Here is a 13,829-nt window from a genome sequence, read left to right as displayed (position 1 = left end):
CGCTGAGGCTGCTGAATATAGATAAGGAATCTTTCAGCAGCCTTGCAGACCCGGTTATCAATAGCAGACGCCGAATCGTGGTTCGGCGTCGTTCTTTTTCGGTGTTAGCTGTCGTGCTTAGTGCACCAGCATGCCGGTGAGCCAATAGGCCTGGGCCAAGGTGATCAAGCCCACGATCGTTGCAAAGAATAGGCTGTGTTTCAGGGTGAAGCGGAACAGGTCCGACTCCTTGCCCACCAGGCCGGTCGCAGCGCAGGCCACGGCAATGGACTGTGGCGAAATCATCTTGCCGGTCACGCCGCCGCTGGTATTGGCTGCGACCAGCAATGTGTCATTGACGCCGATCTGGTGCGCGGTGGTGGCTTGCAGCGAGCCGAACAGCGCGTTGGACGAGGTATCGGAACCGGTCAGGAATACTCCCAGCCAGCCCAGGAATGGCGAGAAGAACGGGAACGCCGCGCCCGTGCCGGCCAACACCAGGGCCATGGTGGACGACATGCCCGAGAAGTTGGTGACGAAGGCGAACGCCAACACCATGCCAATGGACAGGATAGGCCACCGCAGCTCGTAGAAAGTTTCTTTTAAAGTGGTAAGACCAGTTCTAAGGTTGATCTTCAGCACCAGCATCGAGATCAATGCCGAAAAGAAAATCGCCGTGCCGGTGGCGGAAATCGGATCAAGTTTGAAGATCGCCGGGATGGCTGTTGGATTGGTCACGATCGGCGCGACCTTGATCACCATCTGATCCAGGTGCGGGATGGCGAAATTGAACACCCAGCCGTACATCGATCCGCCCGGGGCGAACATGGCCTTGAACGGTTTGAGCGTCCAGATCGTCACCAGCACGGTGAGGATCAGGAACGGTGACCAGGCCTTGATGATTTCTCCCAGGCTGTAAGGGGACGCCACGGTGCTGCGCGGCTGGCCGAAACCGCCGACGCTGGCGGTAATGGCTGCGCTGGAGGTGGCGCCGGCAATCTGCGCGCCGGCGGTGCGTTTTGGCTGCCAGACTTTCAGGAACAGAGTCAGGGAAACCAGGCTGGCCAGGGCCGAGGTGATGTCCGGCAGTTCCGGGCCGATGAAGTTGGAGGTGAAGTATTGGGTGATGGCGAAGCTCAAGCCTGCCACCAGCGCTGCCGGCCAGGTTTCCCGTACGCCGCGCACACCGTCCATCATGAACACCAGCCAGAACGGCACGAACAGCGACAACAATGGCAACTGACGGCCCGTCATGGCGCCGATCTTGAACGCGTCGATCCCGGTGACCTGACCGGCCACGATAATCGGAATGCCCAAGGCGCCGAAGGCCACGGGGGCGGTGTTGGCGATCAGGCACAGGCCGGCGGCGTACAGGGGGTTGAAGCCCAGGCCGACCAACAGTGCTGCAGTAATCGCTACCGGCGCGCCGAAGCCGGCGGCACCTTCCAGAAATGCCCCGAAGCAAAAGCCGATCAACAGCACCTGAAGGCGCTGGTCATCGGTGATCGACAGCACCGAGCTGCGGATCACTTCGAACTGGCCGCTCTTGACGGTCAATTTGTAGAGAAATACCGCTGCAACGATGATCCAGGCGATCGGCCACAGGCCATAGGCAAAACCATAACCGGCAGCAGCGAACGCCATGTCCGCCGGCATTTGAAACGCGAAGATCGCTACGGCGATCGCCAGGGCCAGAGTGATGCTGCCGGCCACATGTCCCTTGAGGCGAAACACCGCCAGGGCCAGGAAGAAAAATACGATGGGGATGACGGCCGCAAGTGCGGACAAGCCGAGGCTGCCGAGCGGGCTGTAGAGCTGTTGCCAGGTTTGCATAGTGGGTGGGCCCCTAATTGTTGTTGGTCAGGCACTGGTCAGCGATTTTGGATAATTGGTAAGACCAATTTACAAGCGCTGTCGGCTAGGGTAAAAGCCTTGGTTGTCGCATGTCAATTTGCCGCTCTGAAACTTTCGTCGAATGAGGACGGTCGTTGGCATCTGATCTGTGGGTATAAGTGGCTTCTGGAGGGTGTCGGCGGGGCGCGGATAGGCCAGAATAGAGAGCCCGGCGAGCCGTCGGGATCGTGGAGAGTCGAGTTATGGGGTTTGATCAGATTCGTCAGCGCCGTTTGTCTGACGATATTGTCGAGCGGCTTGAAGGAATGATCCTTGAAGGCACGCTGAAATCCGGCGAACGCCTGCCCGCCGAGCGTGCCTTGGCTGAGCAGTTCGGCGTGTCACGCCCTTCGTTGCGCGAAGCGATTCAGAAACTGGCGGCCAAGGGTTTGCTGGTCAGTCGCCAGGGTGGTGGCAACTATGTGGTGGAGTCGCTGGGCTCAACCTTCAGTGATCCACTGTTGCAGTTGTTGGAAAGCAATCCTGAAGCGCAACGTGATTTGCTGGAGTTTCGCCATACCCTGGAAGCTTCCTGCGCTTACTACGCGGCACAGCGGGCCACTGACGTGGATCGCGAGCGGCTGACGGCGGCGTTCGAGGAGCTTCAGGATTGCTATTCACGCCATGAAAATGTGAGCCGGGCAGAGGAGGGCGCGGCCGATGCCCGGTTTCACCTGGCCATCGCCGAAGCCAGTCACAATGCAGTGTTGCTGCATACGATTCGGGGTCTGTTCGACCTACTCAAACGCAACGTCGTCACCAACATTGGCGGCATGTACAAGCAGCGCAGCGAAACCCGAGACATGCTCATCAGCCAGCATCGTGAGTTGTACCAGGCTATTATGGGCGGGCACGCCGAGCAGGCCCGGGAAGTCTCCAGCCGGCATATTCTGTATGTGCAGGAAGTGTTGGAAGAGGTACGTCAGGAAGTGCAGCGGGTGGCGCGGGCGGAGCGGCGCAAGGGGATGTAGTCAGTTGGTTCTATAGCGATTGGACCCCTGTGGGAGCGAGCCTGCTCGCGAAAACGGTCTGTCAGACACATCAAGGTTGCATGTGCCTCCGTCATCGCGAGCAGGCTCGCTCCCACATTGGATCTTCAGCGAACACAGAGCCCAGGCGAAAGAGTCAGTCTTCCTTGCCCTTGTTACGCACCGCGCGTTGCAGCTCGCGACCGGCGTCGCGTTCGCGCTCGGTATCACGCTTGTCGTATTCCTTCTTGCCTTTGCCCAGCGCAATTTCGCACTTGATCAAATGCTTGCTCCAGTACAACGACGTGCAGACGCAGGCGTAGCCTTTTTGCTGCACGGAGGCGAAGAGCTTTTCCAGCTCGCGCCTGTTGAGCAGCAGCTTGCGCGAGCGTGTCGGATCGGCGATGACGTGGGTGCTGGCGGTGGTCAGGGGCGTGATATGGCTGCCCAGCAGCCAGGCCTCGCCGTCCTTGAGCAGCACATAACTGTCGACCAGTTGCGCCTTGCCTGCACGTAAGCTCTTTACTTCCCAGCCGGCCAGGACCATGCCAGCCTCGAAACGCTGTTCGATGAAGTAGTCGTGTCGCGCTTTTTTATTTTGCGCGATGGTCCCTGTGGGGTGTTTCTTCTGTTTAGCCATAGGGGCGGCATTATAGGCAGTTGCGGGCGTGTCGGCTACGGTGAAGCTACGTGCTTGAGCAGGTTGAATGAATCCCGGACAATGCGGCCTCTTTTTCGAACGCTTGGGCGTGATCACGATGTCGACAGACAAGGTTTCTGTCCACGGCAGTTGGGCTAGCCGCTGGGTCTTCATATTCGCCGCGACCGGTTCGGCCGTGGGGCTGGGCAGTATCTGGAAATTTCCCTACATGGTCGGCGTCTATGGTGGCGGTGCCTTTGTATTGATGTTTCTGGCGTGCATCGCGCTCATCGGCGCGCCGGTGATGCTGGCCGAAACCCTCATCGGTCGTCGCGCCCGGCAAAGCCCGGCCAATGCCTTGAAGGTGCTGGCGCTGGAGGCCGGGCACTCGGCCAAGTGGTCGTGGGGCGCGTTTGCCGGAATGATCACGGCGCTGCTGATTCTGTCTTTCTACAGTGTGGTTGGCGGCTGGTCGCTGGACTACATCATCGATATGGGACGTGGGGACTTTCAGGGGGTGACACCCGATCAGGTCGGCGCCTACTTCGGCGATGTGATCTCCGATCCCTGGCGGCTGACACTTTGGCATACGATTTTCATGCTGCTTTCTGCGGTGGTGATTGCCCGTGGGGTTGTTGCGGGGCTTGAGCGCAGCCTGCGAATCATGATGCCGCTGCTGTTCGTGATGATCCTGGTATTGCTGGGCTACAGCATGACCACCGGGCACTTCATGGAAGGCGTTCACTTCATGTTCGATTTCCAGCCGGAGAAAGTTCTGGATGGCCTGCTGCCGGCCATGGGGCATGCTTTTTTCTCCCTGAGCGTGGGGGTGGGGTCGATCATGATCTATGGCGCCTACATGCCCAAGAGCGCCTCGCTGACCAGGACCGTCGTTGGTGTTGCGCTGCTGGATACCTTTGTATCGTTGCTGGCCGGGCTGGCGTTGTTTCCGATTGTCTTCGCCGCCGGCCTGAACCCTAGCGAAGGGCCGGGGCTGATGTTTGTCAGCCTGCCATTCGCTTTCGGCAACATGGCGTTTGGTCAATTCATGGGCGTGGTGTTTTTTCTCCTGGTGGCCATTGCTGCCTGGAGTTCGGCCATTTCCCTGCTCGAACCCATGGTCGCCTATCTGGTGGAGCGGACCCGGCTCAGTCGCGCCTGGGTGACGTTCTGGCTGGCCTTTACCTGTTGGTTCGTTGGCCTGGGGACGGTGTTTTCCTTCAATATATGGAAACAAGCGAAGTTTTTCGTGAACGACGGCGGGCTGTTCCATCTCTACCAGTGGGGAGCGGCCGGAGGGCTGGATTTCTTCGGCGTGATTGATTTCTTCACATCACGGATCATGCTGCCGCTGGGTGGTTTGTGTTTCGTGGTGTTTGCAGGATGGGTCATGGGGCGTGAGGCGGTGCGGGACGAATTGTCGTTGCGCAGTCCTGTATTGTTTACCTTGAGCCTGTTCTTGATGCGCTATGTGGCGCCCATCGGCATTCTCGTAGTGTTTGCCGCCCAGCTGTGGAAGTGACGCTTACATGACGACACATATTCAACGCTCGGCCTTGCTGCCCTATCCGGCGCAGGCGTTGTACGACCTGGTCAACGATGTGGCAAGTTACCCGCAATTTTTGCCTTGGTGCTCGTCTGCCGAAGTGCTCGAAAGCTCTGAAACCCATATGCGCGCCAGCCTCAATGTCGCCAAGGGCGGATTGAGCCAGCACTTTGTCACGCGCAACACCCTGGTGCCTGGACAGTCCATTGAAATGAACCTGGAAGAAGGGCCCTTCAATCAGCTCCACGGCGTCTGGGTGTTCAAGGCGCTGGGAGAGAAAGCCTGCAAGATCAGTCTGGATCTGTCGTTCGACTACGCTGGCCCGTTGGTGCGAGCCACGCTTGGCCCGCTGTTCAATCAGGCGGCCAATACCCTGGTCGACGCGTTCTGCCAGCGCGCCAAGCAAAACGCCGAGCTTGCGCGTTGATTGAGCTGGAAGTGGTGTATGCCTGCGTCGATCGTCAGGTCTTGCGCGTATTTTCCGTGCCGGAAGGCACCAGTGTTCGGGCGGCGTTAGCGGCTTCTGGCATTGCTGCCGAGTTTCCGCAGCTGGATCTGGCCACTTGCCCGGTGGGGATTTTTGGCAAGGTGGTGGCCGATCCGGATCGCCAGGTGGTGCGGGCGGCTGATCGACTTGAAATTTATCGACCGTTATTGGCCGATCCAAAAGAGATTCGGCGGCTGCGCGCCGCCAAGGCCGCTCAGGCGCGCCAAACTGATCAATAGCGCTGAATTGCAGGCCATAAAAAACCCGGCAAGCCGGGTTTTTTATTGAGCAATTTATTGCGGCGAGGTATCCAGCGGTTCTGGCGTCGGGACCGGTACGGTCTCGACGTTGTCCACGTCCTTCTGGATCTGATCGAGCAACGAGCCTGGCTTGACCGGTTTTTCCGGTTTCGGCTGCTCGGCATTCTGGGCTGGGTCGGTCACCACAGTGCCGCTGTCCTGGCCCATAATGGCCTCGTCGCGGCTCACACCGGGCATGAAGTCGCCCGACAGGCTGACAAGCTGGTCATTGGCGTTGAAGATAACGCTGATGCGTTCCTGTTGGCGTTCACCACCACCTGGTTGCAGGCTGTACAAATAATCCCAGCGATCGGCATGGAACGTGTCGGTCAGCAGAGGGTTACCCATGATAAACCGTACTTGCCGACGGGTCATTCCCGGGCGTAACTGGTCTATCATGTCCTGCGTGACGACATTGCCCTGCTGGATGTCGATTTTGTAAACCCCGGGGAATGAACAACCGGCGAGTGCGAGCAGTCCCACAAAGGTGAAACTGGTTAGCAAGAGCTTGGTGTTTTGCATCGGTGGGCGACTTCCACTATCTTGGCTGGGACAACGTAAACGCCGATCATACCCGCATTAAGAGAAGCTGCGAAGCAGCATCGCGAGAAAGCTGACCATGGTTGAAAATAGCGAACTACGCAAAGCCGGCCTCAAAGTGACCCTGCCACGGGTCAAAATTCTACAAATGCTCGATTCCGCCGAGCAGCGCCACATGAGTGCCGAGGATGTCTACAAGGCACTTATGGAAGCTGGCGAGGACGTCGGTCTGGCCACGGTTTACCGTGTCCTGACCCAGTTCGAAGCGGCGGGGCTTGTGGCTCGTCACAATTTCGATGGCGGTCATGCGGTCTTTGAATTGGCTGACGGGGAACATCACGATCACATGGTGAACGTGGAAACCCGTGAGGTCATCGAATTCATTAGCCCGGAAATCGAAGCGCTGCAAAAGGAAATCGCTGAAAGACATGGTTTCGAGCTGATCGATCACCATCTCGTCTTGCATGTGCGCGAGAAGAAGTAAGCACGTCGCGTGAGCCCAAAGCTCTCAAAACGAAAGAAGGCGACCCCCCGGGGTCGCCTTCTTGCTTTACGGCTTTTGTCAGGCTTTTGCCGCGACGACCATTTTCTTCGCGTGGGCCAGGGATTCTTTGGTGAGATCAATCCCCCCCAGCATCCGTGCCACTTCTTCAACTCGCTCGTTCTTGTTCAGCTTGGACACAGCGGTGCGAGTGGCGTCCTCATCACGCACCTTGTGCACAAATAAATGCTGGTGTCCTTGGGCTGCGACCTGGGGCAGGTGAGTCACTGTCAGCACCTGGCCACGCTCCCCGAGTCGACGCAGCAACTGGCCGACAATTTCCGCCGTAGGGCCGCCAATGCCCACGTCCACTTCGTCGAATACCAGCGTCGGCACGCGAGAGGTCTGTGCGGTGATGACCTGGATGGCCAGGCTGATTCGTGACAACTCGCCGCCGGAGGCGACTTTGGCCAGGGCCTTGAGCGGTTGCCCGGGGTTGGCGCTGACCAGCAACTCCACCTGCTCCAGCCCGTTGGGTTGAAGTTCGTCCCCCGTGTTGGGGTGCAGCTCGATGGTGAAGCGCCCGCCGGGCATGCCCAGGCGCTGGATCTCCTGCTCAACGGCACCGGCCAGCCCGATCGCGGCCTGCTGACGCAGTTCACTGAGCTCCCTGGCTTTCTCCTGATAATGACGGGCATAGGACGCCAATTCGTCTCCCAGGCGCTCAATGGATTCGTCGTTAGCGTTCAGGGTCTCCAGTTCTTCAAGCAGGCGTTGCTGCAGTTCGGCGACATCGGTTGGCTGGACGCGGTGCTTGCGTGCCAGCGTATAGATAGTGTCCAGGCGTTCTTCCAGATATTGCAGGCGCGCCGGATCGGCGTCGAAATGATCCAGAAACCGGTTGAGTTCGCCGACGGCCTCCTCGACCTGAATCTGTGCACTTGTGAGCAGATTGGTCGCCTCGCTCAGGGCGCCTACCGAATTGTTGACGCTGGACAGCCGGTTCAGGCTGGCCGTCAGTGCATTGAGCACGTTACCCGAGTCGCTTTCACTGCATTGCTCGACCACTTGCCGGCAAATGCCCAGCAGGGTTTCGGCATTGGTGAGGTTCTTGTGTTCCTGTTCCAGTTCCGCCAGCTCGTTTTCACCCAAGGCCAGGTTCTCCAGCTCTTCGAGTTGATAACTCAGCAACTGGTGGCGGGCACGTTGTTCGTCACCGGAGTTGGAGAGTCGATCCAGTTCCTGGCGGGTCTGGCGCCATCGCTGGGCGGCCAGTTGAACCTGGCGGGCCAGGTCGGTGGCGCCGGCGTATTCGTCGAGCAGGCGGCGATGGGTCTCGGTCTTGAGCAGGGACTGGTGTTCATGTTGGCTGTGGATGTCGATCAACAGCTCACCCAACGCCTTGAGGTCGCCGAGGGGGCAGGGCGTACCGTTGATGTAGCCCCGCGACCGACCTTCGGCGGTGATGACGCGGCGCAATATGCACAGGCCGTCGGTATCCAGGTCACGTTCCGCCAGCCAGGCGCTGGCTTCGGGAATGTCGATCAGGTCGAAGGTGGCCAGGATGTCGGCCTTGTCCGCCCCGGGGCGTACCACGCCACTGTCGGCGCGATCGCCCAGCGTCAGGCCCAGGGCGTCGAGCATGATCGATTTGCCGGCACCGGTTTCACCGGTGATCACGCTCATGCCCCGATCGAGTTCGAGGTCGAGGTGTTCGACGATGGCGTAGTTGTGTACGGACAGGTGCACCAGCATAAAGGCCGCTCCCAGGCTTAGGTCTGGTTATTTATACAGTGTTTTGTTTCGAGCTGACAATGCCTTCGCTTAGCTCGATTTGCTTGAGCGAATGACTTTCTTAGCACCGGGAGGAATGGATATGCAGGGGTTTTTTGTAAGGTTAATTCGTCGGACCGCCCTTGAAGCTGAAAAACCCGGCCCCATATACCGGGGCAGAAGCGCGAGTTGAGCTCGCGGACGAAGTTGAAAGGAGAAATCTATGGCTGACGAACAGACGCAGGACACGCAAAATCTAGACGCCAATCAGGCTCCCCAGGATTCGGGTGACGACCTGGCGGCACGTGTACAAGTGCTCGAAGAGCAACTGGCCGGTGCGCAGGATCAGGCGTTGCGTGTAGCCGCCGACCTGCAGAATGTCCGCCGTCGCGCCGAGCAAGATGTTGAAAAAGCTCATAAATTCGCCCTGGAGCGGTTCGCAGGCGACCTGTTGCCGATCATCGACAGTCTGGAGCGCGGCCTGGAGCTGTCCAATCCGGACGACGAAAACATTCGTCCGATGCGTGAAGGCATTGAGCTGACCTTGAAAATGTTCCAGGACACGCTCAAGCGCTATCAGCTTGAAGCCATTGATCCGCATGGCGAGCCCTTCAATGCCGAGCACCATCAGGCCATGGCGATGCAGGAAAGTGCAGACGTCGAGCCCAACAGCGTATTGAAGGTTTTCCAGAAGGGCTACCTGCTCAACGGTCGCTTGCTGCGCCCGGCCATGGTTGTGGTCAGCAAGGCACCAGCACCGGTTTCGCCTTCTATTGATGAGCAGGCTTGAAATTCCGCGCAGCGGCCCCATTTAGAAGTCAAGCGTTTAAGTGCTACCGCAGTTAGCCACCACTGCTGCGGCAACAAAATCCAAGTTCCGGGAGAGTTAACATGGGCAAGATTATCGGTATCGACCTGGGGACCACCAACTCGTGCGTCTCCGTGCTGGAAAACGGCAAGGCCAAAGTAATTGAAAACGCTGAAGGCGCGCGTACTACGCCGTCGATCATCGCGTACGCCAACGATGGCGAAATTCTGGTTGGCCAGTCCGCCAAGCGTCAGGCAGTGACCAATCCGCATAACACCCTCTACGCGGTGAAGCGTCTGATCGGTCGCAAGTTCGACGAAGAAGTCGTTCAGAAAGACATCAAGATGGTGCCTTACAAAATCGCCAAGGCTGACAACGGCGACGCCTGGGTTGAAGTGAACGGCCAGAAAATGGCGCCGCCACAGATCTCGGCGGAAATCCTGAAGAAAATGAAGAAAACCGCCGAAGACTACCTCGGCGAAGCGGTGACCGAAGCGGTCATCACTGTTCCGGCCTACTTCAACGACAGCCAGCGTCAGGCCACCAAAGACGCCGGTCGCATCGCGGGCCTGGACGTCAAGCGCATCATCAACGAACCAACCGCAGCCGCTCTGGCTTACGGCATGGACAAGGCCAAGGGCGATCACACCGTGATCGTTTATGACTTGGGTGGCGGTACCTTCGACGTCTCCGTGATCGAGATCGCTGAAGTCGATGGTGAGCACCAGTTCGAAGTACTGGCCACCAACGGTGACACCTTCCTCGGTGGTGAGGACTTCGACATTCGTCTGATCGACTACCTCGTCGACGAATTCAAGAAAGAAAGCGGCATGAACCTCAAGGGTGACCCGCTGGCCATGCAGCGTCTGAAAGAAGCTGCCGAAAAAGCCAAGATCGAGCTGTCCTCGAGCCAGTCGACCGACGTGAACCTGCCGTACATCACTGCAGATGCCACCGGTCCGAAGCACTTGAACGTGAAAATCTCCCGCGCCAAGCTCGAAGCGCTGGTGGAAGACCTGGTTCAGCGCACCATCGAACCTTGCCGCATTGCCATGAAGGACGCCGGTATCGACGTTGGTTCGATCAACGACGTGATCCTGGTCGGCGGCCAGACCCGTATGCCGCTGGTTCAGAAGCTGGTGACCGATTTCTTCGGTAAAGAAGCGCGTAAAGACGTGAACCCGGACGAAGCCGTTGCCATGGGTGCCGCGATTCAGGGGGCTGTTCTGGCTGGTGACGTGAAAGACGTTCTGCTGCTCGACGTCAGCCCGCTGACCCTGGGTATCGAAACCATGGGTGGCGTGATGACTGCGCTGATCGAGAAAAACACTACGATTCCTACCAAGAAATCCCAAGTGTTCTCGACTGCCGATGACAACCAGAACGCCGTGACCATTCACGTGCTGCAGGGTGAGCGCAAGCAAGCTGCGCAGAACAAGTCCCTGGGCAAGTTCGACTTGGCCGAGATTCCGCCAGCTCCACGTGGCGTGCCACAAATCGAAGTGACCTTCGACATCGACGCCAACGGCATCCTGCATGTTGGTGCGAAAGACAAGGCCACCGGCAAGACCCAGTCGATCGTGATCAAGGCCAACTCCGGTCTGTCCGAGGAAGAAATTCAGCAGATGGTTCGCGATGCTGAAGTCAACGCCGAAGAAGACCGCAAGTTCGAAGAGCTGGCCAGTGCTCGCAACCAGGGTGACGCCCTGGTGCACTCGACTCGCAAGATGATCGCTGATGCTGGCGACAAAGTGACCGCTGAAGAGAAAACCGCCATCGAGGCTGCCGTGGTTGCCCTTGAAGCAGCTGTCAAAGGCGACGACAAGGCAGCCATCGAGGCGAAGATCGAAGAGCTGTCCAAGGTCTCCGCACCAGTGGCTCAGAAGATGTACGCCGAGCAGGCTCAGCCGGCTGAAGGCGCAGCGCAGCAAGGCGAGTCGGCCGAAAAAGCCGATGATGTCGTTGATGCCGAGTTCGAAGAAGTGAAAGACCACAAGTAATCGCTTGTTGGTCGGCCGGTTGACTGCATTTGTGCGGTGACTGGTAGGATGTCGCCGCGCGGGAGCTTGCTCCCGCGTTGGCGTGTCTGGAGTCAGTGAATTTTTACAGCATGCGACAGCGTTCGGATGCTGGCGGTGTGATCGGGAATGCTCCTGCTTTCCGAGCGAGAGACGCCGCGTTTTGGCCGGTTCCCTGGCTGAAAGAGGTGGGTTTGTACGGAAAGTCGCACTTTTCGTTCAAGGCCCAAGACCAGGATCGTTGAATCGACGTGAGTTGGGTCCGGGCCTGTATTGCGGCTCAACGAGTTTGGCAAGGTTCAGGAGAGGTTTGCCGGACGTCCTATAAGAGTGCAAAGACTAATGGCAAAGCGTGACTATTACGAAGTATTGGGTGTCGAGCGTGGTTCAAGCGACGCGGACCTGAAAAAGGCCTACCGTCGTCTGGCAATGAAGCACCACCCGGACCGTAATCCCGACGACAAAGCGTCGGAAGAGTTGTTCAAAGAAGCCAACGAGGCTTACGAAGTACTGTCCGACTCCAGCAAGCGTGCAGCTTACGACCAGTACGGTCATGCTGGTGTCGACCCGAGCATGGGTGGCGGCGGTGCCGGTTTTGGCGGGCAGAACTTCTCCGATATTTTTGGCGATGTGTTCAGCGACTTCTTCGGCGGCGGTCGCGGTGGTGCGCGTGGTGGCGCCCAGCGCGGCAGCGATTTGCGCTACACGCTGGAGTTGAATCTGGAAGAGGCGGTGCGCGGTACCACCGTCAACATCCGTGTTCCCACGCTGGTCAATTGCAAGCCGTGTGACGGTTCGGGCGCCAAGAAGGGCTCCTCGCCCGTCACCTGCCCGACCTGCGGCGGCATCGGTCAGGTGCGCATGCAACAGGGTTTCTTCTCTGTGCAGCAGACCTGCCCGCGTTGCCACGGGCAAGGCAAGATCATTTCCGATCCGTGCGATTCCTGCCACGGCGAAGGGCGCGTTGAAGAGTACAAGACGCTGTCGGTGAAAGTGCCGGCTGGTGTCGATACCGGCGACCGCATCCGTTTGTCCGGTGAAGGCGAGGCGGGTGCCCAAGGCGGCCCGACCGGCGACCTGTACGTGGTCATCAATGTGCGTGAGCACGCTATTTTCCAGCGCGACGGCAAGCATCTGTTCTGCGAAGTGCCGATCAGTTTCGTCGATGCGGCCTTGGGCGGCGAGCTTGAGATTCCAACCCTCGATGGTCGCGTGAAGCTGAAAATTCCCGAAGGTACGCAAACCGGCAAGCAATTCCGGATTCGCGGCAAGGGTGTTGCGCCGGTGCGTGGCGGCGGTGCGGGTGACCTGATGTGTCGTGTTGCGGTGGAAACTCCGGTCAACCTGAGCCGGCGCCAGCGCGAGTTGCTGGAAGAGTTCCGCAGTTCGCTGGCGGACGATAACAGCCACTCTCCGAAAACCACCGGTTGGTTCGAAGGCGTGAAGCGCTTCTTCGGCGATCTGTAAGGAGCTCGCATGCGACGTATAGCTGTGATGGGCGCTGCCGGGCGCATGGGCAAGGCGTTGGTCGAGGCGGTGCAGCAGCGCTCGCCGCTCTCGGGCCTGACAGCCGCTATCGTCCGGCCCGACAGTACACTGGTCGGTGCTGATGCGGGTGAGCTGGCATCCCTGGGGCGTATCGGGGTACCGATGTCCGGTGGTCTGGAAAAGGTCTTGGATGAGTTCGATGTCCTAATCGATTTCACCCTGCCGCAAGTGATGCTGAAAAACCTCGCCATTTGCCGCAAGCACGGCAAGGCGATGGTCATTGGTACGACCGGGCTGGATGCTGCGCAAAAGCAGTTGCTGGCCGAGGCTGGCAACGATATTCCGATCGTTTTTGCGGCGAACTTCAGCGTGGGTGTGAATCTGTCGTTGAAGCTGCTGGAGATGACGGCTCGAGTTTTGGGTGACGATGCGGATATCGAAATCATCGAGGCTCACCACCGACACAAGATCGACGCGCCTTCGGGCACGGCCCTGCGCATGGGTGAAGTGATTGCCGATGCCTTGGGTCGCGATCTGCAGAAGGTCGCCGTCTACGGGCGCGAAGGGCATACCGGTGCTCGTGAGCGAGACACCATCGGTTTCGCCACGGTTCGTGGTGGTGATGTGGTGGGGGATCACACCGTGCTGTTCGCCACAGAGGGTGAGCGTCTGGAGATCACTCACAAGGCGTCAAGCCGGATGACCTTCGCCAAGGGTGCGGTGCGTGCCGCTTTGTGGCTGGATGGTCGCGAGGCTGGTCTGTACGACATGCAGGATGTTCTCGACCTGCGTTGATGTTCCGGTGTGCTGTCTCGCAAACCTTTTGCCAGACGCAGCGCCAGAAAGCGGGGTTCAGGTTATACTGAGCCCCGTTTTACACCGCCTCGCGACGACCTGTCGCATTCCCCT

General features: G+C 58.8%; 13 protein-coding genes. 9 read left to right on the top strand and 4 right to left on the bottom strand.

The genetic code is table 11. From position 1 onward, the window contains the following. Window positions 1-117: 117 nt before the first annotated feature. A complete protein-coding gene (locus BMY45_RS03030; RefSeq protein WP_092394321.1) occupies window positions 118-1,812 on the bottom strand; it encodes a lactate permease LctP family transporter in 1,695 nt (564 codons plus the stop codon). 263 nt (window positions 1,813-2,075) lie between these two features. On the opposite strand from BMY45_RS03030, the gene BMY45_RS03025 reads away from it, so the two are divergent. Next, window positions 2,076-2,843: an FCD domain-containing protein gene (locus tag BMY45_RS03025; protein ID WP_092394318.1), complete on the top strand. Its 768-nt coding sequence runs from the start codon at window positions 2,076-2,078 to the stop codon at window positions 2,841-2,843. A gap of 154 nt (window positions 2,844-2,997) precedes the next feature. Here BMY45_RS03025 and smpB read toward each other — a convergent pair whose 3' ends face one another. After that, on the bottom strand, window positions 2,998-3,480 hold the full coding sequence (gene smpB, locus BMY45_RS03020) for an SsrA-binding protein SmpB (protein WP_025211771.1): 483 nt from the start codon (window positions 3,478-3,480) through the stop codon (window positions 2,998-3,000). 118 nt (window positions 3,481-3,598) lie between these two features. Here smpB and BMY45_RS03015 point away from each other — a divergent pair, with 118 nt between their 5' ends. From BMY45_RS03015 to BMY45_RS03005, 3 genes are read left to right on the top strand one after another with little or no spacing between them, the layout of a single operon-like run. Beyond that, window positions 3,599-5,002, top strand: a complete 1,404-nt coding sequence (locus BMY45_RS03015; RefSeq protein ID WP_092394918.1) for a sodium-dependent transporter — start codon at window positions 3,599-3,601, stop codon at window positions 5,000-5,002. A gap of 7 nt (window positions 5,003-5,009) precedes the next feature. After that, window positions 5,010-5,453 carry a type II toxin-antitoxin system RatA family toxin gene (locus BMY45_RS03010; RefSeq protein ID WP_092394314.1) on the top strand — a complete coding sequence of 148 codons (444 nt, stop codon included), beginning with the start codon at window positions 5,010-5,012 and terminating at the stop codon, window positions 5,451-5,453. Further along, window positions 5,450-5,752 (top strand): RnfH family protein, encoded by a 303-nt coding sequence (locus BMY45_RS03005; protein ID WP_092394311.1) that lies wholly within the window; start codon window positions 5,450-5,452, stop codon window positions 5,750-5,752. Before BMY45_RS03010 ends, BMY45_RS03005 begins: the two co-directional genes overlap by 4 nt. A 54-nt stretch (window positions 5,753-5,806) precedes the next feature. Here the strand turns inward: BMY45_RS03005 and BMY45_RS03000 are convergent, their stop codons facing one another. Continuing rightward, on the bottom strand, window positions 5,807-6,334 hold the full coding sequence (locus tag BMY45_RS03000; RefSeq protein ID WP_092394308.1) for an outer membrane protein assembly factor BamE: 528 nt from the start codon (window positions 6,332-6,334) through the stop codon (window positions 5,807-5,809). Between the two features lie 97 nt (window positions 6,335-6,431). Between BMY45_RS03000 and fur the strand changes: the two genes are divergently transcribed. Next, window positions 6,432-6,836, top strand: a complete 405-nt coding sequence (fur, locus tag BMY45_RS02995; RefSeq protein WP_092394305.1) for a ferric iron uptake transcriptional regulator — start codon at window positions 6,432-6,434, stop codon at window positions 6,834-6,836. A 78-nt stretch (window positions 6,837-6,914) separates the two neighbouring features. Here fur and recN read toward each other — a convergent pair whose 3' ends face one another. After that, window positions 6,915-8,588, bottom strand: a complete 1,674-nt coding sequence (gene recN, locus BMY45_RS02990; RefSeq protein WP_092394302.1) for a DNA repair protein RecN — start codon at window positions 8,586-8,588, stop codon at window positions 6,915-6,917. Window positions 8,589-8,829: 241 nt separating this feature from the next. Between recN and grpE the strand changes: the two genes are divergently transcribed. The 4 genes from grpE to dapB all read left to right on the top strand — a co-directional run bounded on the left by grpE (window position 8,830) and on the right by dapB (window position 13,715). Further along, on the top strand, window positions 8,830-9,396 hold the full coding sequence (gene grpE / locus BMY45_RS02985) for a nucleotide exchange factor GrpE (RefSeq protein WP_092394299.1): 567 nt from the start codon (window positions 8,830-8,832) through the stop codon (window positions 9,394-9,396). A gap of 101 nt (window positions 9,397-9,497) precedes the next feature. After that, a complete protein-coding gene (gene dnaK, locus BMY45_RS02980) occupies window positions 9,498-11,414 on the top strand; it encodes a molecular chaperone DnaK (protein ID WP_092394296.1) in 1,917 nt (638 codons plus the stop codon). 360 nt (window positions 11,415-11,774) lie between these two features. Further along, window positions 11,775-12,899, top strand: coding sequence for a molecular chaperone DnaJ (dnaJ, locus tag BMY45_RS02975; RefSeq protein WP_047229065.1), 1,125 nt, complete (start codon window positions 11,775-11,777; stop codon window positions 12,897-12,899). A 9-nt stretch (window positions 12,900-12,908) separates the two neighbouring features. Next, on the top strand, window positions 12,909-13,715 hold the full coding sequence (gene dapB / locus BMY45_RS02970) for a 4-hydroxy-tetrahydrodipicolinate reductase (protein ID WP_092394293.1): 807 nt from the start codon (window positions 12,909-12,911) through the stop codon (window positions 13,713-13,715). Window positions 13,716-13,829: the final 114 nt, after the last annotated feature.

Origin of the sequence: Pseudomonas sp. NFACC39-1, from assembly GCF_900110355.1 — a bacterium.
Classification (GTDB): domain Bacteria; phylum Pseudomonadota; class Gammaproteobacteria; order Pseudomonadales; family Pseudomonadaceae; genus Aquipseudomonas; species Aquipseudomonas tehranensis.
The sequence above is the reverse complement of the archived record's forward strand: the minus strand, read 5'-3'. Positions and strand labels throughout refer to the sequence as shown.